20 protein-coding genes, 1 tRNA gene and 1 pseudogene are annotated in these 20,596 nt (G+C 54.7%); 4 read left to right on the top strand and 18 right to left on the bottom strand.

The window, feature by feature from the left end; genetic code table 11:
• Nucleotides 1–13 precede the first annotated feature (13 nt).
• The 8 genes from vgrG to tssB form a co-directional block, all read right to left on the bottom strand.
• A complete protein-coding gene (gene vgrG, locus JOE25_RS02800) occupies nucleotides 14–2,365 on the bottom strand; it encodes a type VI secretion system tip protein VgrG (RefSeq protein ID WP_209632628.1) in 2,352 nt (783 codons plus the stop codon).
• On the bottom strand, nucleotides 2,362–5,016 hold the full coding sequence (tssH, locus tag JOE25_RS02795; protein WP_209632627.1) for a type VI secretion system ATPase TssH: 2,655 nt from the start codon (nucleotides 5,014–5,016) through the stop codon (nucleotides 2,362–2,364). The genes vgrG and tssH overlap by 4 nt, the downstream gene beginning before the upstream one ends.
• 300 nt (nucleotides 5,017–5,316) lie before the next feature.
• Nucleotides 5,317–5,808 (bottom strand): type VI secretion system effector Hcp, encoded by a 492-nt coding sequence (gene hcp, locus JOE25_RS02790; RefSeq protein ID WP_024558534.1) that lies wholly within the window; start codon nucleotides 5,806–5,808, stop codon nucleotides 5,317–5,319.
• 4 nt (nucleotides 5,809–5,812) lie between these two features.
• The gene (locus tag JOE25_RS02785; protein WP_209632626.1) at nucleotides 5,813–7,525 is read right to left on the bottom strand and encodes an OmpA family protein; all 1,713 of its coding nucleotides are present in this window, start codon (nucleotides 7,523–7,525) and stop codon (nucleotides 5,813–5,815) included.
• A complete protein-coding gene (gene tssL, locus JOE25_RS02780) occupies nucleotides 7,522–8,211 on the bottom strand; it encodes a type VI secretion system protein TssL, short form (protein WP_209632625.1) in 690 nt (229 codons plus the stop codon). Before tssL ends, JOE25_RS02785 begins: the two co-directional genes overlap by 4 nt.
• Nucleotides 8,208–9,548: a type VI secretion system baseplate subunit TssK gene (tssK, locus tag JOE25_RS02775; RefSeq protein WP_209632624.1), complete on the bottom strand. Its 1,341-nt coding sequence runs from the start codon at nucleotides 9,546–9,548 to the stop codon at nucleotides 8,208–8,210. Before tssK ends, tssL begins: the two co-directional genes overlap by 4 nt.
• A gap of 17 nt (nucleotides 9,549–9,565) precedes the next feature.
• Nucleotides 9,566–11,113 (bottom strand): type VI secretion system contractile sheath large subunit, encoded by a 1,548-nt coding sequence (tssC, locus tag JOE25_RS02770; RefSeq protein ID WP_209632623.1) that lies wholly within the window; start codon nucleotides 11,111–11,113, stop codon nucleotides 9,566–9,568.
• A 34-nt stretch (nucleotides 11,114–11,147) separates the two neighbouring features.
• Nucleotides 11,148–11,645, bottom strand: a complete 498-nt coding sequence (tssB, locus tag JOE25_RS02765; protein WP_209632622.1) for a type VI secretion system contractile sheath small subunit — start codon at nucleotides 11,643–11,645, stop codon at nucleotides 11,148–11,150.
• A gap of 882 nt (nucleotides 11,646–12,527) precedes the next feature.
• On the opposite strand from tssB, the pseudogene JOE25_RS02760 reads away from it, so the two are divergent.
• Nucleotides 12,528–12,990, top strand: a pseudogene (locus tag JOE25_RS02760) (DUF4942 domain-containing protein); the annotation flags it as partial.
• Between the two features lie 140 nt (nucleotides 12,991–13,130).
• Here JOE25_RS02760 and JOE25_RS02755 read toward each other — a convergent pair.
• A tRNA-Ser gene (locus JOE25_RS02755) sits at nucleotides 13,131–13,218 on the bottom strand.
• A 228-nt stretch (nucleotides 13,219–13,446) separates the two neighbouring features.
• On the opposite strand from JOE25_RS02755, the gene yccA reads away from it, so the two are divergent.
• Together yccA and tusE are read left to right on the top strand one after the other, a co-directional pair.
• Nucleotides 13,447–14,106: an FtsH protease modulator YccA gene (gene yccA / locus JOE25_RS02750; RefSeq protein ID WP_004942825.1), complete on the top strand. Its 660-nt coding sequence runs from the start codon at nucleotides 13,447–13,449 to the stop codon at nucleotides 14,104–14,106.
• 110 nt (nucleotides 14,107–14,216) lie between these two features.
• A complete protein-coding gene (gene tusE / locus JOE25_RS02745) occupies nucleotides 14,217–14,546 on the top strand; it encodes a sulfurtransferase TusE (protein ID WP_037419323.1) in 330 nt (109 codons plus the stop codon).
• Between the two features lie 4 nt (nucleotides 14,547–14,550).
• Here tusE and yccX read toward each other — a convergent pair whose 3' ends face one another.
• From yccX to JOE25_RS02725, 4 genes are all read right to left on the bottom strand, one after another.
• Nucleotides 14,551–14,829: an acylphosphatase gene (gene yccX / locus JOE25_RS02740; RefSeq protein WP_209632621.1), complete on the bottom strand. Its 279-nt coding sequence runs from the start codon at nucleotides 14,827–14,829 to the stop codon at nucleotides 14,551–14,553.
• A gap of 264 nt (nucleotides 14,830–15,093) precedes the next feature.
• A complete protein-coding gene (locus JOE25_RS02735) occupies nucleotides 15,094–15,351 on the bottom strand; it encodes a hypothetical protein (RefSeq protein WP_209632620.1) in 258 nt (85 codons plus the stop codon).
• Nucleotides 15,348–16,178, bottom strand: coding sequence for a phage tail fiber protein (locus JOE25_RS26520; RefSeq protein WP_245209683.1), 831 nt, complete (start codon nucleotides 16,176–16,178; stop codon nucleotides 15,348–15,350). The genes JOE25_RS02735 and JOE25_RS26520 overlap by 4 nt, the downstream gene beginning before the upstream one ends.
• 34 nt (nucleotides 16,179–16,212) lie before the next feature.
• The gene (locus JOE25_RS02725) at nucleotides 16,213–16,617 is read right to left on the bottom strand and encodes a phage capsid protein (RefSeq protein ID WP_245209682.1); all 405 of its coding nucleotides are present in this window, start codon (nucleotides 16,615–16,617) and stop codon (nucleotides 16,213–16,215) included.
• Between the two features lie 185 nt (nucleotides 16,618–16,802).
• Here JOE25_RS02725 and JOE25_RS02720 point away from each other — a divergent pair, with 185 nt between their 5' ends.
• Nucleotides 16,803–17,099: a hypothetical protein gene (locus JOE25_RS02720; protein WP_209632619.1), complete on the top strand. Its 297-nt coding sequence runs from the start codon at nucleotides 16,803–16,805 to the stop codon at nucleotides 17,097–17,099.
• A 40-nt stretch (nucleotides 17,100–17,139) separates the two neighbouring features.
• Here the strand turns inward: JOE25_RS02720 and JOE25_RS02715 are convergent, their stop codons facing one another.
• Genes JOE25_RS02715 through JOE25_RS02695 form a run of 5 tightly spaced genes read right to left on the bottom strand, consistent with a single transcriptional unit; the run spans nucleotide 17,140 to nucleotide 20,584 of the window.
• A complete protein-coding gene (locus tag JOE25_RS02715) occupies nucleotides 17,140–17,967 on the bottom strand; it encodes a hypothetical protein (RefSeq protein ID WP_209632618.1) in 828 nt (275 codons plus the stop codon).
• Entirely contained in the window at nucleotides 17,954–18,187 is a 234-nt protein-coding gene (locus JOE25_RS02710) for a hypothetical protein (RefSeq protein WP_209632617.1), read from the bottom strand. The genes JOE25_RS02715 and JOE25_RS02710 overlap by 14 nt, the downstream gene beginning before the upstream one ends.
• Nucleotides 18,187–19,809, bottom strand: a complete 1,623-nt coding sequence (locus JOE25_RS02705; protein WP_209632616.1) for a portal protein — start codon at nucleotides 19,807–19,809, stop codon at nucleotides 18,187–18,189. Before JOE25_RS02705 ends, JOE25_RS02710 begins: the two co-directional genes overlap by 1 nt.
• 3 nt (nucleotides 19,810–19,812) lie before the next feature.
• On the bottom strand, nucleotides 19,813–20,082 hold the full coding sequence (locus JOE25_RS02700; RefSeq protein ID WP_245209681.1) for a hypothetical protein: 270 nt from the start codon (nucleotides 20,080–20,082) through the stop codon (nucleotides 19,813–19,815).
• A gap of 10 nt (nucleotides 20,083–20,092) precedes the next feature.
• A complete protein-coding gene (locus tag JOE25_RS02695; RefSeq protein ID WP_209632615.1) occupies nucleotides 20,093–20,584 on the bottom strand; it encodes a hypothetical protein in 492 nt (163 codons plus the stop codon).
• Nucleotides 20,585–20,596 lie beyond the last annotated feature (12 nt).

Here is a 20,596-nt window from a genome sequence, read left to right as displayed (position 1 = left end):
TTGTGACTCCTTGTCAGGAAAAGCTGAAGTTACTGGAAGGTTCTGTGGTTTCAGGTGCCACATTCGGGAAGTCTTTTGGCTCATTGGCCTTATCTTTTCGCCCGTAATGCCCGGCTTTTGTCCGGAACTCCCCCTGAGTGGCAGACTCAATACCATTGGCATCAAGGGTGATATAACTTCCGCCCCCGTTAATCGTGACTTTTTTCTTCGCAGTAATATGGATTTCATCTTCGGTACTGGTGAAGCTGAGCTCGCCGCGCGCGAGCAGTTCCATCAGGCCGTTCTGCGCCTGTATTTTTACCGCCCCCTGATTGGCAATCAGCTTGATGCCAAGCTTGCGCACAAATACGCTCAAGGCATTGCCCACCCCGATGAACAGATTTTTAACCACGCTGACGTCCGCATTTTTACCGGCTGTGGCAATCAGGTTTTGGCCGGCAGACACCTGCAGATGTTGTCCGCTGGTCATCGCTATACCATCCGGCGCGCTGAGCAGCAGCACCGATTTTTTGAGGTCTGTCAGTTGCTGTTCCAGCAGTTTGATCTGCGCCTGGAGATCGGCCGGGTTTGCGGTCGCCCTCTGCGCGTCATCGGAGAGGGATGTCATCTGCTCCCGGGCATTACCCAGATTGCTGACTACCGGCTGCATCTCCAGTACCTGCCCCTGCGCCTTCGCCTGGCCGTCCGCACTGATGAATATTCCCTTCTGCGCCCGAATCGCCCCCCAGCTGTCGGTTCTGAGCTCAAAACCCTCACCGCGCTTCTGCTTTTCACTGTCGACAAGGTGACCAAGATTCAGCTGGCTTTTGCCGCCATACTCGGTGGACACTTTGATATGTTCTTTGCCGCGCTCATCATCGAGGCGAATTTTGTTGTTGCTCGGGGTGCGCAGGACGTTACGTTTGTAGTTGCGGATGGTGACGTGGTCGCCGTGGGCCGAATCGTGCAGCACACCGGAGATGTACGGCCGGTCCGGGTTACCGTCCTCAAAGCCAATCGCCACCTCAGTGCCCGCCAGCAGCGGCAGGTGCAGACCGTAGGTATCCCCGGCATAGGGGCGGGACTGACGGACCCACAAGCTCTCGAACCCGGTCTCCCAGTTATCTCGGTCAAACAACATGTTGACGCGATAACGGCCCTCTTTATCGATATGCCCGTAGGTGTCATTTTCGGTGGTGCTGGTGACGCGGGCCGGTAATGTGCCGGCCATCACCGGGCGTGGGCCAGGTTCTGGGCGGAAACAAAAGTCCGTGCTGTCCGGGATACCGTGGAAGCTGACACCAAAATCTTCATCCCGCCGCGCATGACTGCGCATCGCCGTGACGACCACACCCTGACTGAATACTTCGGCTACTTCATTTCCGCCGGTGACGTTCAGCACCTGCCCGGGCGCCAGTGTCGGGCAACTGGTGATGGCGCGAGTCTGCGTCTGGCCGTTCAGGTAGCGTTCGTGACGCACGCGGGCATAAAACGCCCCGGACTCCGGGGCCGGATTGTGGTCCCAGGTACCGCCCTGCGTCAGGTAGTTGTCCGCATAGTGATAGGCATCGCCGTAGGTGGTGGTGTCTCCACGGGTCGCGTCCACCTGGGTGTTCATGTCGTCGGTAGCCTGTCGGTAGTTGTAATCCCGGGTGCTGACCTGCTTCTGCACCACGTTGTGATGGCTCTCCATCCCCCACACCGAGTCAACACCTTTTGAGTGCTGGCCCGAGGGCGGTACTGACGGCAGAGTCAGGCCTTTCTCGTAACCCTGCTGGCTGTCGTAAAACTCCACCACGTCGATGTTCAGGCGCGTGTCGGTGGTAAAACAGAACCAGATACCGACTTCGCCCAGCAGGCGGGTGATAAAGTGCAGGTCGTCCTCGCCATACTGCATCACCTGCTCACGGCGCGGGTATTCTTTTGAAAGCGAGAACAGAAAATCCTGGCCGCGCATGTTGTGACGCTCGCGCAGGATTTTTTCCACGATTTGCGGGACCGACATGTCCTGATAAATGGCGTTCTGATGCGAACGGTCAAGCAGCGCCAGACGTGGCTGGAGCGTCAGAGCGTAGTGGGTTTCATCCTTCGAGGTACTGAGGCGTTCAAAGCCACTCACCACGCCCTGAAGGGTGCGCACGACCTGTTGCATCTTAATGCCGTAGCCCTGGTCTACCGGTGCCTGTAGCGTCAAGGAACCCGCTTTCATCAGCATCATTTCTTTGCTGGTGGCATGGTCAGAGCTTGTGAATTCAATACGGTAACTGAACGGCGTACTCAGGGCTTCGTAACCTTCAAACGCCAGCACGTCGAGTACGGCTTCACAACCTTTTACCGCCAGCAGGTGGTGATTGTGGCTAAATCTGATTAGGGGATTGGTGCTCATGCGCTCTCTCCTTCAGTCCGTTCAAATTCCAGCACAATCCCTTCTTCCTCACTCCAGCTAAGGTGTAACGACTGCGGTTTCTGTTTTGCAGCCATATGAGTCAACAGCTGCTGGCTGAGTACCGGTAGGATTTGCTGATTTAGCAGACTGTCAACGTTACGCCCACCGGTATCCGGAAGCAGGCAAGCGGCGGTGAGAGTGTCGTACAAGTTCTCTTCGATATGCGTAGTCAGGCCGTAGTGACAGTGCAGGCGTTTGCTGACCTGTCCGAGTTTCATTTCAACAATGATGCGCATCGCGGGCTCATTCAGCGGACGGTAAATCACCGTCTGGAAGCGGGCCAGCAGTGCAGGCTGGAAGTGGTCGCGCAATATCGGGCGCAGCAGTTCGTGCAAATCCCCTTCACTGGCGTCCGGCCGTTCGTCCAACCGTTGCATGATGTGATCACTGCCGAGGTTGGAGGTCATCAGGATGACCGTGTTACGGAAGTCAATTTCGCGGCCTTCGCCGTCGCGCATAAAGCCGCGATCGAAGACCTGATAGAACAGGTTCATCACGTCGCGGTGGGCTTTTTCCACCTCATCGAGCAGTACCACGCTGTACGGGCGCTTGCGCACCGCTTCGGTCAGAATGCCGCCCTGACCGTAACCGACGTAGCCCGGCGGTGAGCCTTTGAGCTGACTAACGGTATGTGGTTCTTGATATTCCGATAGGTTGATGGTGATAAGCGACTTCTCGCCACCGTACAGTACGTCGGCCAGCGTGAGTGCGGTTTCGGTTTTACCCGTGCCACTCGGGCCGACCAGCAGGAACACCCCCTGCGGGCCATTCTCCGAAGTAAGGCCGGTTTTGGCGGCGCGCAGGCGCTGCGCAATGGCGTTGAGCGCCACGTCTTGCCCGACGACACGGCTGCCGATTTCGTTTTCCAGCGTCAGCAGTTCAGTCTGTTCGTCTTTCATCAGGGAAGAAAGCGGGACACCGGTCCAGTCGGCAATCACGTTGGCGACCGTGCGGGTGTCCACATCCATTGAAAGCAGCGGTGTGTTGCCCTGCAGAACAGAAAGCTGATTTTGCAGCTGATTGATATCAGTCTGGCGACTGATTTCCTGACGCGTTTCCAGTAACTGTTTCGTGAGGTCCAACTCGAGGCCGTACTGACTCTCCAGCAAATCGAGTTCGACAATCAGATCGTTTTGCTGTTGCTCAATCGTGGCCAGGCATTCGCCGTGGCGATGGTTGCCGAGTGCGATATCTTCCAGCAGCGCCTGCTTTTCCATCTCCAGCGCAGAGAGCTGCGCCCGGTACTGCGTCAGCGCTTCCGGCACGGTGTCGAGGCTCATGCGGACTCGGGCAGAAGCCGTATCCAGCAGGTCGATGGCTTTGTCCGGTAACTGGCGACCGGTGAGATAGCGACGGGACAGCGTAACAGCAGCTTTTACGGCATCATCATTAATGTGTACACCGTGGTGTTCCGCATAGCGGAATTTCAGGCCTCTGAGCATCAGACACGCCGTGTTGTCATCCGGCTCATCCACCTTCACCATCTGGAAGCGACGCTCCAGCGCGGCATCGCGCTCGAAATACTGTTTGTATTCGCTCCAGGTTGTCGCCGCAATAGTGCGCAGTTCACCACGGGCGAGAGCCGGTTTCAGCAGGTTCGCAGCATCCGCGCCACCCGCCTGGTTACCGGCACCGATAATGGTGTGGGCTTCGTCGATAAACAGCAGAATCGGCACTGGCGACTGCTGCACTGCATCGATGACGTTTTTCAGGCGCTGCTCAAATTCACCCTTCACGCCTGCGCCCGCCTGCAACAGGCCGAGGTCAAGGGTGCGCAGGATAACCGGTTTGAGGGATTCCGGTACGTTGCCCTCGGCAATACGCAGCGCCAGGCCTTCGACCAGTGCCGTTTTGCCGACACCCGGCTCACCGACCAGGATCGGATTGTTTTTACGACGGCGGGAGAGAATATCGACCATCTGGCGAATTTCGGTATCACGACCAAAGACCGGGTCGATCTTGCCCTCTTTCGCTTTGGTGGTAACGTCAAGGGTGAATTTATCCAGCGCGTTCTGCAGCGCCGGATTGAGTTCACCTTCTTTTATCTCAGCACCAACCGGACGTCCGACAAATTCCACTTCACCACCGTGGTTTTGTGCCAGTTCAGCTTCCTGTTGCACATCCAGGCGTTCATCTGACTGCGCGTCCAGCAGCGGGCGAAGCCGCTCAAGCTGGCTCTGCCCGAGCGTCATCAGCGGCCACAACCCGTCGCATCGCGCCAGTTTAGGCTTGTCGACTAGCGCCATCAGCAGATGCACACTGCGAATGTGCTCTTCGCCGTTAAGGGAGGCAATCAGCCAGGCTTCCTGCATCAGCGTCTGGATACTGTCTGAAAGCTGCGGGCGACTGCGAACAGAGCGGGGAAGTGAATCCAGCCAGCCCAGCAAATCCTGCCACAGCGCATCCATATCCCACTCATAACGTCGGGCCAGCACCGTCAGGTCACCTTCCCCCTGTTCTAACAGCTTCAGCAGCCAGTGCTCTGGCAAAATTTCCGCATGGGCGCGGGTCTGGCAGAGCGACGCCGCACCTTCCATCGCACGGGCACAGTAAGGGTTCAGACGTCGCAACAGGATGGCTGGATTTTCCATGAAGTTCTCTCTTTGTCGGTTCCTGGACACGCTACCGCCCATCGCTGTTTCCCGTGAAGGGGACCAAAGCGCATACGGTCAGGCTGGCAGTTTGTGGGTTTCTTTGCTCAACGTCCGTCACGCAGCCGTTCAGCAAAGAAAAAGGCGGGCAGAGCGAACTGCCCGTCTGAGTGGTTACTCTAAAAAGTTTGTGCGGTAACAAGGCGGCAAGTTCGCGAATCCCCGGGAGCTTACAGCGGTAAGTGACCGGGGTAAGCGAACGCAGCCAACGCCGTTACCGCGCGCAATATGACGAGTAACTTAGGCAGTAGCGCGTTCGTTCCACGAATCGGAATGAATGATGTTGCCGTCTTTGTAGGTCCAGGTGATTTTTTCGTAACGCAATTCAATGCGCTCTAGGTGGTTGTGCTTCTCTTTAGAAGGATCCTTGATGTCATACATTTCAGGATTCACTTTCACCACTTTCACGTTTTCCAGTTTGGTGTTGAAGTACTCCACTTCCTGGCCCGCGTCGTTGATTTTGTACCACTTGAATTCCGCAGACTTGAGGGTCTGGCCGGTGGTCACCGCCTTGTACAGATACGGGCTGGACGAGTCGATTTCCTTGGTAAACAGGAATGGCGTATGGATACGTGTACCGGTCAGCTTGCCGGTGTTGTTGTCGGTCGGGATGTACAGGTTATGCTCCTGCGCCACCACTTCGATGCTGCCTTCACGATCCTGAACGTCCACCGACCCTTTAATGTCCGCGCCGCCGTCGTCTTTCAGCCAAAGATAAACAGGAATTGCCATGGGGTTACTCTCCATTGTGTTGTAATGCGCCATCATCCTGAGATGGCGCCGGGTGTTTGCCGGGTATCTGGCAGGCATTGGCCTGCGGTACCAGACTGATTTCGACACGGCGGTTGAGCGCACGGCCCTCCGTGGTGTCGTTGGTTGCGACAGGGCGGCTTTCGCCATAACCCTGCACCGCAAAACAGCTTTCCGGTACATCGCCGGTATCGCGCATCCAGTTACGCACCGATTCGGCGCGCTTCAGGGACAGCGCCTGATTGAGCGCCGGATTACCGGTGTTGTCGGTGTGACCCGCCACCAAAATCAGCCAATCCGCTTTGGCCTTAATGCCAACAAGTGAGTTCACCAGCATTTTGGTGGAGCCTGCTTTCAGCACGGATTTGCCTGAGTCGAACAGCGACAGGCTGTCGAGGCGGACAATTTTCGGTACCGGTTCTGGCTTCGGCTGCGGTTTAGGTGGTAGCGGTGGTGGAACATACGAGCGGATGGCATCCAGCACTGGCATGCGCAGACGCTCACCCTGATATAAACCGAGGCTCATCCGGACCGGTATGCCATTGCGTGCCCAGCCATCCAACTGCGCCGCATCGTCACGCAGGATGGCAACGGCGTCGGCTTTGGGTCCGAAATCATGCATCGGGATACGGTCATAGCGGGCAATATCGAAGCTCACACGCTGCAGCAGATGGTGATTGTTCCAGCCAGTACTGACCAGCGCAGCAATGGCCGCCAGCGTGAAAATCCCGAACGCACAACGCCAGGTACGCCCACACGGCGTCAGGCCCCGTCCTTCGGGCAGCAGCGGCAGGATAAAATCCGGGAAGCGGGATATAACGGTACTGTCCGTTCCCAACGGCTGCCAGCCTGCCACCTGCTGCATCGCAGTGTGGCGGGAAAGCCACGCCGTCCAGGCCGATGTGGCCAGACTTCCGGCAAGGATCGGTCCCATTCCCCACAGCACCGCGGTAGGTGCAATAACAGGAACATCGGGGTTCTCATCCATAAAGACAGCTTTGACGTGCTGATGGAACCAGCTCATCAGGCTATTCATCAGCACCTGTTGCTGCATCGCAGGCGACCCACCGGTAGTGACCCGTGCAGCGATTGAGCTCGACGCTGAAGACTCACGCCAGACCCTCACCCCTTCTCCCGGTATAGCTGCCTGCCAGAGCATGTCATTCATCATTGCGCTGCCAACCTGACCATTCAGAACCAGCGGCACAGAATGACCGGTTTCTTTACGCAACTGGCTGATTTGCCAGCGCAGGGCCAGCAGGCGACGGGTAAGCGCTTCGCTGTCGGCGTGTTTCTGCGGACAGACGCTGGCCATTACCGACAGCTGGCGCCCCCAGTCAGGTCGCAGCCACAGTACCTGGCGGGCTGCCAGCTCCAGATCCTGATGATCCACCACGCGGATCCAGCATCCCTGTGTGACCGTGAGCACCGGTGACTGCTGCGGCCAGGCCAGCGGCAGATCGCCACAGACCAGCACCACGGGCTGACGGTAAGTGGCTTCCGGGAGGTCATCCAGACACAGGGTGACGTGATGCTCCGCACGACGACTGGCGACAGTCCAGAACGCCAGGATAAGCCCCAGGATCGCCAGCAGAACAAGCACAGAAACCAGTCGGGTGACCTGCAGGAAACCCAGGCAGACCACGACACTCAGCAGGCCTGCCCACAGCGCAAGCCCGCGCTGTTGTGCAGGACTCATTTCACGGCTCCTGGCAGCAGGGTCAGCAGCATCTGCGTCAGCCAGTGATCCAGGCCCCACCAGAGTGCGGCAATCACAATCACGCTCAGGCCAATACGTACGGGCCATGACGCTAGCCAGCCGACCATTCCTCGTCCGGTACGGCTTTCCGCCAGTACCGGATGGGTTTGTGGATAGCTGAACGGCGTGACATGTTCACTGAGCGCGTTGACGAGCTTCTGGCGATCCGGATCGTTCAGGGAGCGGAAGTTCCCTAGGAATCCGAGCATCATGACCCGCTGGAAGCAGGTCAGCACGGCATTGTCCAGTGCCGGTTCCCGCAGCACATCACGCATCCGGTCACACAGGGTGTCACCGGCGTCCATGGTGCCGAGGAAATGTCCCTGCAACGGAATGCCATACCACTGTACGCAGGCGTCATCCTCCACGCCGCGGCCTTTAACCGCCTCATCGAGCAGTGCGCACTGTGCGGTGAGGATATGCTGGCAGCCGGCTTCATCGAGTCCGCTCGCTTTCAGCTCACGCTGCACATGTTCGACATCAGCAATGCAGCGCTCCCACAACGCGCGCCCTTCCCCCTCCTGGAACTGCGGGCCGTGGCGCAGGCTGATCACCTGCAGCCAGGTGTCCTGCAGCAGGGCATCAATATCAATGGACGCGGCCGCGCCGCGCTTACGCTCACTCATGTTCTCAGTACCGCAAAGAGTTCAAGTTCAGGCTCACCGAGCATACCCGGGACATAAAACATACAGGTGCCGCTCTGGAGCATGTCGGTGGCCAGCGGATGGGACACATCAAGGCTGAAATACTGGTTTTCCAGACGCAGCGGAATGGCGGCTGGTACATGGCGAAGCGGTGTCAGCGGAACCCCCACTCTAGATGAGTTAACAATCCCCCTGACATGATCCGGACTGCCCACCTTGCACTGGCGCGGGAACTGTTCCTGTAGCTGTGCCACCGGCATCGGTGAACGCACGGAGAGGTAGTAATCTGCCCCCTCGCGTAGCCGCGGGTCATGCAGACGGGCCTGCCAGAAGTGAAGCCGTGTATCATGCTCAAGCTCAATCGCCACCACCCGCGACGGCAGGCTGGCCTCCAGCAGGTCGCCCAATAAATCAAACAGCGGTGGGAAAGCGGCATTCAACTGTTCATGCTGGTACGCAGGAATGGCGTTCACCTGATGTTCCAATGAGAACGTCAGCAGGCTGCCGGCAAGGCGCGCCAGTTCCGGATACAGACGCTCCGGCGGCGTTTGTAGATTACGGTGAAACTGCCCAAGCACGGGTTCGGCACTGTTCAGGGCATTGAGCAGCCAAAACAGGGACACGTCGGCTACGGCAAAATCTGCCATGCGCTCGTTACTTTCCCGGCGCATTGCCATCAGGCGACTTAGACGGGCACGCAGTTGCGTCATCAGCTGTTCCAACTGGGTCACTAGCCAGCGGCTGCCCTGGATGGTCAGGAGCGGGGGGAGAAACGTCTCATCGAGTTGCCACGCCCCCTGTGAATCCTGCTGCAAACGGGCGACTGGGCAGGTCAGGTAATCGCTGTTGTTCTGATGGGTGAAACGCAGCATCAGCTCTGGCTGCATCACCGCAATCTGGCGGGTATCATCTCCGAACATGTTACGGACATCCCGCCAGCGCTGGCGATAGCGAACAGGACGCCCGGCCACCTCATCGGGTTTAAGGCAGTTGTCGCCATTTGCCCGCAGCAGCGGAAGTACCAGAACCACCACCACATCCTGTGATTCCGCCTCAAGCGCCAGCACCGGTGGCAAGTCGTCAGCATTATCCGTGTCGATAAGCGTGCCATCAGGGAAACGGATGTGCAGATGGCGGGCCTGCAGGCGGCCCAGTTTCAGTGCATCCGGTTCAAAAGTGGCATCAATCACTCCCCAGGGCTGTGATAATCCCAGTCGGACAATGCCTTCCGCAGACCAGGCCGCATACGCAGCCTGTTGCTGGAAGTGCTGGGGAGAGACCATAATGCCCCTGCCCCATAACGGTTGTTCCGTTTTCATCGGCTTCCTGCCTTACGTTACGCTTTTGCCTTCGGCATCTGGGAAACCAGTGACAGATTGACGTCCATGCCTTCTACCTGGAAGTGCGGCACGGCATAGAGTTTCACGCGGAAGAAGCCCGGGTTATCCTCGATGTCTTCCACCACCACTTTCGCGTCACGCAGCGGGTGAGAGGCTTGCAACTCGTCGCCCGGATCGGTCATTTCGGTGACCAAACCACGCACCCAGGTGTTGAGCTCAAGCTCCAGTAGACGGCGGTCTTTGGTGGTACCGATATTTTCGCGCTGGATAAGCTTCAGGTAGTGCGCGATGCGCGACAGCAGGAAGATATATGGCAGACGCGAATTGATGCGGCTGTTAGCCGTCGCATCCGCGGTGTCATACAGCGCCGGTTTCTGGGTCGAGTTCGCCGAGAAAAAGCAGCTGTAGTCGCGATTCTTGTAGTAGGACAGCGGGATGAAGCCCAGATTCGCAAATTCAAACTCGCGGGTTTCCGGGATCATCACCTCTGACGGGATTTTCACCTGATTACCTGTACCCAGGTCGTACAGATGGATCGGCAGGTCTTTCACTGCGCCACCGGCCTGCGGGCCACGGATTTGTACACACCAGCCGTTGTTGATGAAGCTTTTCACCATGTTGGCGGCAAACGCAAAGGAGGCGTTGGTCCACAGGTATTTGTCGTGATCCGGGCCTTTCACTTCCTCGACATAATTGAAGCTGCGCACCGGCACGGTGTCCGGGCCATACGGCAGGCGACCCAGCACGCGAGGCATCACCAGACCGATATAACGAGAGTCGTCCGTCTCGCGGAAGGATTTCCACTTAATGTACTCGGCGCGGTCAAAGTAGTTGCCGATATCTTTAATCGCCGCGACTTCTTCCATCGAGTCCTTGAGGAAGAATTTCGGGCCCGCAGAACCAATAAATGGCATATGCGCGGCAGCTGAGACTTTAGAGATATTGCGCAACAGCGCGACGTCCTGCGCAGAGGCATCAAACTCATACGCAGAAATCAGTGCGGCAATCGGTTCCCCACCCGGGCTGTCGTATTCTGCGGTGTAGGTGTGCTGGTATAATCCGCTCTGAATAATCTCCGGCGCATCTTCAAAATCCTGACGCAAATCGTCTTTCGACAGGTCCAGCAGCTCGATTTTGACGTTCTGGCGGAAATCGGTTTTGTCGACCAGGGATTTCAGCCCACGCCAGGTGCTTTCTGTTTGCTGAAATGCCTCATGGTGCATGACTGCGTCCAACTGGCGGCTAATCTGAAAGTCCAATTCCGCGATATGGTGGTCAATCAGCGTTTTGTCCAGCTTCTCGATTTTTGAACCCGCTTTCGTCAGACACTCCAGAAAGACCTGCATCCCGGCAGTCAGACGCTCATCGGCGGTCGCATCCGACATCGCCTGGTTGTCCTGCCAGATATCCAGCGCACTCAGCTCTGACACCGGGTTCAGGTTGATTTTTTCAAACAGGGAGGCATACACACTACCCGCGTCCTGACGCTCCAGCACGGTGCTTTCGCCACCCGTGGCGTTCTCATTTTTTACAGACATCAGCATTTTCTCTTCGTTAATCCGTTAAACATCACGACCGCTAGGCTTGCTTCGGTGCCAGAGCAGACAGTTCGCTGCGCAATTCAGCGCTCAGCGCTGGGTCGAGCAGAATTTTTTCCAGCTCTTTACGGAAGGTTTGGTTGTCTAAAAGATTGGCTTTGAGGTCACGGAGCAAGTTGCGCATAGCGAGCATCGCCTTTAACTGGGGTATCTGGCGGGCAACCTGTTCAGGCTCGAAGTCTTTCATTTCATTGAAGGAAAGGCTGACGTTTTCCTCACTGCCATCGCCGGCCCGCGTGTTTACAACGGAAAGGTTTACAGAAGGGGAAAACTCGGCCATCACGCTGTCGAAGTTGTTTTTATTAACGTTGACCTTTTCACGCTCCGATAACGGACGTTGCTCGGCACCGTTGCTGTAATCCCCTACCACCATTAATTTGAGAGGCAATTCGACTTTTTTCTGCGCCCCACCGACATGCAGGTCGAGTTTGATATTGACGCGCGCTTTGGGGATCTCGGACTGATAGGAGTTAGACATGGCTGTCCCTGTTCTATGAAATATATAGAAATGGTCAATGCCACCGTGAAATTAATAAGAAACATTAATAATACCAGAGCAATTCTTCCCTTACGTCACCCAGCGACGCCAATAAAGCTAGGGTCAAAAGCAGGCACATTCCATTCACCAGCGAGCATGACACAATGTTTTTAAGCATTTTTCTGAAGCCGGAAGATTTCGGATAAATACCTATTGCCGGAGTGTAGAAACGTTAGTTGGGTCATTGGAAATAAATAAATGTAACATGATATTACAGAAAGTTAATTTAACAAAAATAGATCATCAAATTGATTAATAAGAGATTTCTTAGAAGGCGCCTTATAAACCGCATGGGGTAAGGGTATTCAGAAAGTGATCGGTTTGACTTAAGTTCAAGATGGGATAACTTACGACAACGTTGTAAGAAAAGTCTCATTTAAGGCTTTATTTAAAAAAATGAGAGGCCACGCATAACTGGGCAAGCAAAAATGCAACGATCAGACTTAGCGGCAAGGCTGCAATCTTTTACTTAAGATAAATTTATTTATTTCGTAACATACGGGGGTGAGGAAATCATGGGTTGTGCAACCCGGCTAAGAATATCGATTCTACTCTCCTATTCACACTCTCTGCGCTCCCAGGATAACGGCATGCGGTGCTTTCGACTGAAAAGGTACTATGCGCATCGATGCATCCTCCGCCGCCTCAGTAGTTCGAACCCTGTCAGTCTGTCCCCCTGCCGGGCTTTGCCCTATTCGATTGGTAATCCCTGACGCTAACACCGCCATTTCCCCGAGTAACACTCTTAACAACATCGCATAGCGCCCGCCCTTAAACCGGCGGGTATTTTTATTTATGGAGACAAAACATGCAGACCGAACCGTCAGCGAAGCCAACATCCCCAGTTCTTTTGAACAACTCCATCAGAGCAAGGGAGAGGTGTTTGAGCGGAGCGTTATCAACATGTTCAAAAATCTTAGTGGGGACTACAAATCGAATAGTCCCTGCATATTCGGGAAAAAGATTATTGTGGAAGGTGTCGTAAAACACGACGAATGGGGATTTGGACTCAACTGGGGCTGGCAACGTGGTAAGTTAGCCGATCTTGAGCGCATGCGATGATACTCGATGGCCAACCTATTCACGACAACCGCCCCGATGTTACCCATCATCTGGGCGAACATATCCATGAGGAGCGCCACAGCACCCGCTATAAGGATGAGTCGTTTTCTATTAAGAATTTCAGAAGGGAATGGCGCGTATCACATTTAAGTGACTGGAACGGGTTGATAAGTTGAATGACATTATCGCCAGACATTATCCGGGAGCGCTGGCAACAAGATGAAACCGGAGGTGAATGATAACCTGTCCAATGTATTCTCATGGCTACCAGCGCAAGGCAGGCGGAATTGGCATACTGGATGGCATATCGAGGAAAGCATAAAACAAAAAAGCCCATGTTAATAAATAACATGAGCTAAATAATGGCGGAGGAGCAGAGATTCGAACTCTGGAACGGTTTCCCGTCGACGGTTTTCAAGACCGTTGCCTTCAGCCACTCGGCCACCCCTCCGCAACGAGCCGAACTATAAACAGAGCTGATCCGCTTGTAAAGCCCATTACTGTTCAACCGAACGAAAAACCAGCATTTGACACGCAAGCGTTGAAGAAACCATCAACTCCCGCTTAAGGTTGCAACAATGATAACTAAGGGTAAAGATTGGTAAACAAACTTTAATCAAACGCTTGCGCTGCCTATCATCGTCACTAATTTTGTGATGACCTGATAAGAGAGATCATTATGGACCGTATTGTCGTCTCATCCTCCTCGCGTGACTCGTTGCTGAGTACACATAAGGTTTTGCGTAACACGTATTTTCTACTTTCTTTGACGCTGGCGTTTTCGGCGCTTACCGCCACTGCCAGCACCATGTTGGGGCTGCCGGCACCGGGTCTGTTGCTGATGCTGGTCGGTTTTTATGGGTTAATGTTCCTGACCCACAAGCTGGCAAACAGCCCTGCGGGCATTCTGGCCGCATTCGCACTGACCGGTTTTATGGGTTATGCCCTGGGGCCAATCCTCAGTTCATTCATTAATACCGGTGCTGGCGACCTGATTATGCTTGCATTGGGTGGCACTGCAGTCGTGTTCTTCTGCTGTTCAGCCTACGTGCTGACCACGCGCAAGGATATGTCATTCCTGTCTGGGATGATGATGGCTGGGTTTGTGGTACTGCTGGTTGCCGTCATCGCTAACCTGTTCCTGCAGATCCCTGCCCTGCATCTGGCTATCAGCGCGCTGTTTATCTTGTTCTCTGCAGGCGCAATCCTGTGGGAGACCAGCAACATTATTCACGGCGGCGAGACTAACTATATCCGCGCCACCGTCAGCCTGTATGTGTCGCTGTACAACATGTTCATCAGCCTGTTGAGCATTTTAGGCTTCGCACGCAGCAACTGATATCGCACGTGATAAATACCTAAAGCCCCGCTCCGGCGGGGCTTTATTTTTTGCAGCGGCAAAGTTTGCTAAACTGGCGACCGTTCTGAATTACCCGTTACCGAGGCAGTATGTTGGAGTATGAAGGTCAGGTTATTGAAACCGACGCACAGGGTTACCTGAAAAACAGCGCCGACTGGCATGAGGCCCTCGCGCCTTTGCTGGCCGCCCAGGAAGAAATAACGCTTACCGAGGCACATTGGGAAGTCGTGCGTTTCGTACGCGGCTTTTACCTGGAGTTTAATACCTCACCGGCAATCCGCATGTTGGTCAAAGCCATGGCGCAGAAGTACGGTGAAGAGAAAGGCAACAGCCGCTATCTCTACCGTTTATTCCCTAAAGGGCCAGCCAAGCAGGCAACAAAAATAGCGGGTCTGCCAAAACCGGTAAAATGCATCTGATGCATTAATAGCGAATGCTGAAACCTTGATAATCGGCCGTGCCGCGTGGCTCTACCAGTACGCGATCGACACGTGCGCTACGCGGGCCGCCATTTTTCAGCCATTCCACCAGCTTGTCTACCTGCGGTTGTGCACCGCAGGCCACCACTTCAACGCTGCCGTCATCAAGATTACGCGCATAACCGCTTAATCCCAACGCAGTCGCCTGATGCTGAGTGTTATAGCGAAACCCTACGCCCTGCACCACGCCATAGACATACGCAGCAATGCAAACTTGTGTCATAATCGACCCCCTTATCACTATCGTTTATGGTATTGCCTGTGTTTCCGTACGGCGATATCACTCTTTTTACCTAGCTGGCAGCATTCTTAATTATGACCGTACGCCTGTTTCTCGCCAAAAGAAGTGAAATCCCAATAAAAAACATTAATATTCAATGTATTAAATAAAAATTAGCGCAAATAACACACTACATCACACTGCAAAAAACTACGTTATCAGTCACTATTAAACAATAATTTACGCTCAATAGTGACCTGCCAAATCTTATTTACACGCCTCATTTGCCGCCAATAACTCACGTTCATAACCGATACGCTGATGACGCTCAGCGCGCAGCGCTCGCATCTGAGTGTCGATTGGAGAACCGATCGGCAACTGCTCAACAACGAACGCTGGTCGCGCAACGTCGGCTGTTTTGCACGGTACGGTGACCGGGACTTTAACTTCAACATAGGAAGGTGCAGGCGGCGCGCCGGCGCAACCTACCAGCACCAGCAAGCAAACCATGATCAGAATTTTCATTGTGCTCGCTCCCTGCGCAGCTCTTCGTCAAACGCAGCCGATGCCGCTGCGCAGGCTGCGCCGGTAGTGCGCTCAGAAAGAACCTCGTTAGCCTTGCCGTAGTCACCCTGCGCCTCCCTGCGGGCTTTTTCCTGAGCGGCCTTAGCCTTGGCTTCTCGTTCTGCATCCGCACGCCGTAACGCCTCAATGCCAGCGTTCTGGCTGGTGATTGTCGCCGACTGCTGACGACTGGTGTCAGCACCAAAATCAATGACAGAAAGACGCTCCCGCATCTTATCTTGAAACGTCCTGTCAATTGCGCCTGCTCCGAACTGCCGAAACCAACCAAAACCACCGACCACACCGGCGATCATCTTCTCGACACAGGAATACATCGAGCGTCGATTGACTGCATCCTGATCGTTTACAGGATCGCCAACGTTTTCAATTCGATATTTTTTAGCATTAAATGGTCCGCCGAGGAGCGGGCGAGTCAGCGCCAGGCCGAGGTAGATAAACGCCTGCTGAATAGCCATCCACAGGCGATCGAAATCCTTGTTTACGGTATCAGCCAACAGATCGCCGTTGTCCTGGTAATCGGTCAGGCGGTAAGTGGGGATCACGCGCTCAAGCATGACAGTGACGCCATTAGCAGGCGGCGTCAGGAACGTAATATCGCCACCGTCAACGTTGCCAACGCCGGTGATCGTATAGCCCGATGTGATGACGGTACCGTTAATTGATACCGCGATATCACCGGCATTAAGCAGATAAAACTCGTAAGGAAAAACGGTTGTCAGGCCGTTGGCGGTGTAAATATTGTATGGGGTCTGGTTGGGTACCGACATAAGGCAGCCTCGGTTTTAATAATCCACTGCGACCTCATGATCGCCATCGTATGTCCAGCAGCGCGCGATAAATCACATCATCCTTTTTGCGATTGGCGGCAGATAAAGTCAGATTCAGGTATGGCCCCTGAGGGTCAGCAATCAGCTTGCGCAGGTCGCGTTTCTCTACAGGCACAAATACAGCGTAATCCGCCATCAGCGCATTACGGGTACCGGCTTCCGGCACATCCCAAACAGTGTCACCAAAACGCTCAGTGACCTGTTTCATCTCGATGGTACCCATATCGTTGATGGTGAACGACGCGCCGGTGATCATCCCACGGTCATGAACGGCAGCCTGCAGGCGCGAGTCCTTCTGCTGCGACGCAATTTCGAAAGAATCATGGAACTGCTGCACAAATGCAGCGTTAATCATGTTCTTGTTGGCATCGAAAGCCATAGTGCACACTCCAATATCAATTATCGCCTGGTAAGGTGTCGGTTTCCCGGCTCGGTTCTACGCTGACCGGTTGGCGCTTACGGGCAGCGGGGAAATCAGGTATCCGGCTACCACCCCGGGCTGTTGGAGTGATAATGTGTGAGGTGGGCGGTCGGAATCCCGACCAAATCAATAGGGGGTTAGTTGTGAGCGAAAAAGAACCTGTCCTGTGCCGTACAGATGAACTTTACGATAAGTTATCTGGTATGGGTGACACATGGATAATTGAAAAAGATATCCCTCCAGGTAAAACCGTTTCTGGCGGTGAGTGGTATTACCCAATAATAGTTGACAGTGAAAATTGTTTAATATGCACTTACCTGGGTAAATATCATAAAGAGTGGCACTTCCATGAGGAGAAGAAAAAACTAGAAAATACATCTGGGAAAAAAACTAAAGTTACCGAGGATTACTTATTTCAAAAAGCAACAATGGGTTTATAAGAAAGGCCGGATAAATCCGGCCAATAGATTCTTACCATTATTACGCAACGGCCTGCTCACCATAGGTTTTATGGTAGAACGCACGAACTTGGGCAGTAACTCGTTCATAGTCAGCATGCTTAGGATTGGTGTATGCCTCCGTCTTCATCATATCTCGGATGCTCCGCTGCTCTTCGAGATTGATCTCGCCATTGCCGACAGGCGTATCCTCGCCCATTTCCGCACCGATTTTCGCCAGCATACGGATCACCATCGGGTTATTGCCGATTTCGTCCATCTTGCCTTTGTCAGCCGGATCGACCAGCGACATGAATGCGCGGTGCGCCAAACCGATGTTTTTTTGGAAATCCGCATCAGTCTTCCACGTTTCACGCAGTGCGGTAGTGGCAGTTTCCGCATCCAACTCGGCAGCACCGCTCACCAGACCAGATGCACGCTGCATGTATTCGCCGAGAATAAAGCCCATCTGATCGTTGGTGATGCCCTTTGCGTGAGCTGCTTTAAGGAACCCCTGCATTTCAGGGTCAGCTTTGAACTCGTCCCACTTGAAACCATCAACCTCTACCTTGGGCGCGTATTCATCAGACGTTTTCGGCGGCGCATCGCCACTCCCGAAGCGCTTCTCGAGGTGCGTGTAAGCATCAGCCAGCTTGCGCGCCGAGTCCTGCAGGTTAAATTTTCCATCCTCGCCGCTGGTGCGGTATTTCTCAGGAATAAAATCACCCTCGGCCGGTTGGTTTTGCGCCCCGGTGTTAAGCAGAGAAGTACCGCCATTGTCGCCAGTGCCTGGATCATTTGCGTCACCGTTGCCACCCTCGCCACCTTCACCGGCGGCAGCATTCATGAATAAGTGTTTAAGCTTCCACATCGTCGTTTACTCCATCAGCTCTATTGAGTTGCAGCAAAATAAAATCGAGCACATCGCGTTGCCCGGCCTTAAAACAAGTTTGGCGATCACCTTCCGGGCCACCTTTCACAAAAATTGATCCACCGAAACGCCTTGTTAATTCGTCCAGGACTTCTGCCCCGCCGGCCGTTTCTTCAAACAGCCGTTTGTAATCCAGTGGTGAAACTTTCTTAATGCCCATCATCCCCCCGCTAATTGTTGGCCGATTGCGGTACCAGCTGACTGCCCTGCGGCATCTGCGGCCTGCTGTCCGGCCTGCATCATCATTGCCTGCTGTTGTTGTTGCTGTTGCGCTTTGGCGCGCTGGTCGCGCATGGTCGTTACATCAGAGGAAGAGCGCATAACCTTGGCTGGCACCCCGAGCGCCTCACCCACAACGCGGCTTGCCTCGTCACTGTCCATGTTATCCACAATGTCGGGATATACCTGAACCAGCTGCATGATGTTCTGGCCATAGCGTTCAATTGCCGTAACGTCCTCCAGTTTCTGTGCGCGTGCCAGCGGGGAGATGTAGCGCACGTTGAAGTTGGCCATAGCCATGCTTTCTGGTGGCTCAGGGAACACGCCAGCGCGCAGGGCAATGCCGAAACAGCGTTCAACCAATGGCTGCAAGTATTCAGCCTGGAAGCGACCGTAAACGGGCCCAAGCAGTTGGCGGATTAGGGCAACACGAACATGCACCTCAGTAGCGGTCATGGCCGGTCCGTCCTGCGGCTGCAGTTGATCGGCCATCATGATTTTGCGGATGGATGCCTGCAGGCGTTCTTCCGCGGTAAATGCAACGTTGAAGTCTGCGCCGGTGAGCAGCGGCTTCATGCTGTCAACGCTGTTCGCCACTATAATGCGGCGTGGGCCCACCTTGACGGTTCGCGGGTTAAGCACGCCGTCATCCTCAGCAATCCACATGCCGGAGATAGCCAGATCTTGTGCGGCCTTCTCCATGCGCTTAGTTTCGTTCAGCTCCTTGCAATCTGGCAGTGCGTCATACACTGGACCAATGCCGTATGGGCCACCGGGAATTTTCATCCAGCGCGGTACGCATACAGGGAATTCGTGATAGCCAGACTCGCGCACCACTTTCTTTCCCGACACCTCGACATTGAACGAGGCAAAGCGCAGGTTTTTAGCCAGGCGCGCGCTCGCAATGTAATTGGTGCGTGGTGAGATACAGTGCAGAAAATCAAATTTGTCGTCTGGTTTATCCTTGGCTGCCTGGCGGATCTTCTCGCTGACAGCATCGGGGCCAAATTCAGCAATCGCCTGTTCAGCGGTCAGTTGGTAACAGCGGTAAATCGTATCGACAATGCCGTCTTTGCGCGTCGATGTGACGTAGCACTGCGCCAGTGGCCATTGCTGAAATGTATAGCCGCCCTCTTCCCGGTCCTCATCGATGTACAGTACAAACCAGCCAGCGCACACCACATCGAGATTGGCCTCGTAGCCTTCGGCGTCGAAGTTGGCCGCATGAATGTTTTCCCACACCAATGTGGCGCAGACCGATAGCCACGCCTTCGCATCATCCGGCAGAGATTCGCTGTTGAGATTCAACCATTGGGCGTTAGCGGGCGTCATACCAGACATAAGCGCAGACGCCAGCATGCGTGCGCTATCAGTAGCGGTACCATCCAACAGCTTGGCCACCCTAGATTTAGCACTTTGCGCGTCCAACACCTCAGAGGAGAAGCCAGCACCGCGCAGCGGGTACGTGAAGTCGTAGCATTCCCGCCATACAGTTTCATGCTGCTGGCGGGCGGCCTTGAGTGTATTCACGCGCTTAATCAGCCTTGCGGCGGTTTCGTCCATCAATTACGCCCCTAACGTTGGTTTGCCACTTGCACCGCTGGCCAGCAAAGAGCTACCGGAATCAGAAGCCCCTTGCGTGCCAGTGGCAAGCAGTGAAGAGCCTTGCTTGCGTTTTTTACGAGCCGCTGCGTCTGCGTTCGATGCTTTTGCAGCAGCATCTGCTGCTGCATCGGCTTCTGCCTGCGGGTCGGTTTGGTTAACGCTGGGCGTTTTGTCCTTGGTGAATAATCCTGCTGGGTCCAGGACTTTTCCCGGGTCGATACCTCCACACATAACGGATTCCTTAGCCTGGTACGTGCCAGCCGTGTTCAGTTAAAACGGGTTTACCCGGTGCGGGCTGCTTATTGCCCTCTTCATTCGTCACCATCGGGCCGGTGCTGCCAGCGGTCACGTCGGTGGCCTTCTTCACCAGAGCGATAAATTCGAGGCTGTTGGTCAGCGGGTGATCGTGCTCATCGGTATAGTTCAGCGCTTCAAACATGCTGATTACAGCGAAGCCCTGCACGTTCAACCCGGACAACGCCGCGTTGCGGGCAGCCAAATCAACAAGCGGTGCAGCTTCCTGCCCTGCTGTGCTGTCGTTGCCCTCCGTGACGTTCAGCACTGTTGCGCCAGCGGTGGCGGCATTCAGTTGCTCCGGCGTGTTTGCGGGTTGTTGGTCGATGTTTCCTGCAACAGAATTCAGCAGAAGAGCGTCGGTGGCGTTCTCGTTACCGTCGTTCTGTGGCGCAGCTTCCTGCCCTGGCACTTCGATAGCCTTACGTGGTCGAGCCATTGCGATTACTCC

Source organism: Serratia sp. PL17 (assembly GCF_017832355.1).
GTDB lineage: Bacteria > Pseudomonadota > Gammaproteobacteria > Enterobacterales > Enterobacteriaceae > Serratia.
The sequence above is the reverse complement of the archived record's forward strand: the minus strand, read 5'-3'. Positions and strand labels throughout refer to the sequence as shown.

What these genes read in the sequence shown, in the direction of transcription:
- vgrG (WP_209632628.1), bottom strand. Translation starts at nt 2,365, where the DNA reads ATGAGCACCAATCCCCTAATCAGATTTAGCCACAATCACCACCTGCTG.
- tssH (WP_209632627.1), bottom strand. Translation starts at nt 5,016, where the DNA reads ATGGAAAATCCAGCCATCCTGTTGCGACGTCTGAACCCTTACTGTGCC.
- hcp (WP_024558534.1), bottom strand. Translation starts at nt 5,808, where the DNA reads ATGGCAATTCCTGTTTATCTTTGGCTGAAAGACGACGGCGGCGCGGAC.
- JOE25_RS02785 (WP_209632626.1), bottom strand. Translation starts at nt 7,525, where the DNA reads ATGAGTCCTGCACAACAGCGCGGGCTTGCGCTGTGGGCAGGCCTGCTG.
- tssL (WP_209632625.1), bottom strand. Translation starts at nt 8,211, where the DNA reads ATGAGTGAGCGTAAGCGCGGCGCGGCCGCGTCCATTGATATTGATGCC.
- tssK (WP_209632624.1), bottom strand. Translation starts at nt 9,548, where the DNA reads ATGAAAACGGAACAACCGTTATGGGGCAGGGGCATTATGGTCTCTCCC.
- tssC (WP_209632623.1), bottom strand. Translation starts at nt 11,113, where the DNA reads ATGCTGATGTCTGTAAAAAATGAGAACGCCACGGGTGGCGAAAGCACC.
- tssB (WP_209632622.1), bottom strand. Translation starts at nt 11,645, where the DNA reads ATGTCTAACTCCTATCAGTCCGAGATCCCCAAAGCGCGCGTCAATATC.
- yccA (WP_004942825.1), top strand. Translation starts at nt 13,447, where the DNA reads ATGGACCGTATTGTCGTCTCATCCTCCTCGCGTGACTCGTTGCTGAGT.
- tusE (WP_037419323.1), top strand. Translation starts at nt 14,217, where the DNA reads ATGTTGGAGTATGAAGGTCAGGTTATTGAAACCGACGCACAGGGTTAC.
- yccX (WP_209632621.1), bottom strand. Translation starts at nt 14,829, where the DNA reads ATGACACAAGTTTGCATTGCTGCGTATGTCTATGGCGTGGTGCAGGGC.
- JOE25_RS02735 (WP_209632620.1), bottom strand. Translation starts at nt 15,351, where the DNA reads ATGAAAATTCTGATCATGGTTTGCTTGCTGGTGCTGGTAGGTTGCGCC.
- JOE25_RS26520 (WP_245209683.1), bottom strand. Translation starts at nt 16,178, where the DNA reads ATGTCGGTACCCAACCAGACCCCATACAATATTTACACCGCCAACGGC.
- JOE25_RS02725 (WP_245209682.1), bottom strand. Translation starts at nt 16,617, where the DNA reads ATGGCTTTCGATGCCAACAAGAACATGATTAACGCTGCATTTGTGCAG.
- JOE25_RS02715 (WP_209632618.1), bottom strand. Translation starts at nt 17,967, where the DNA reads ATGTGGAAGCTTAAACACTTATTCATGAATGCTGCCGCCGGTGAAGGT.
- JOE25_RS02710 (WP_209632617.1), bottom strand. Translation starts at nt 18,187, where the DNA reads ATGGGCATTAAGAAAGTTTCACCACTGGATTACAAACGGCTGTTTGAA.
- JOE25_RS02705 (WP_209632616.1), bottom strand. Translation starts at nt 19,809, where the DNA reads ATGGACGAAACCGCCGCAAGGCTGATTAAGCGCGTGAATACACTCAAG.
- JOE25_RS02700 (WP_245209681.1), bottom strand. Translation starts at nt 20,082, where the DNA reads ATGTGTGGAGGTATCGACCCGGGAAAAGTCCTGGACCCAGCAGGATTA.
- JOE25_RS02695 (WP_209632615.1), bottom strand. Translation starts at nt 20,584, where the DNA reads ATGGCTCGACCACGTAAGGCTATCGAAGTGCCAGGGCAGGAAGCTGCG.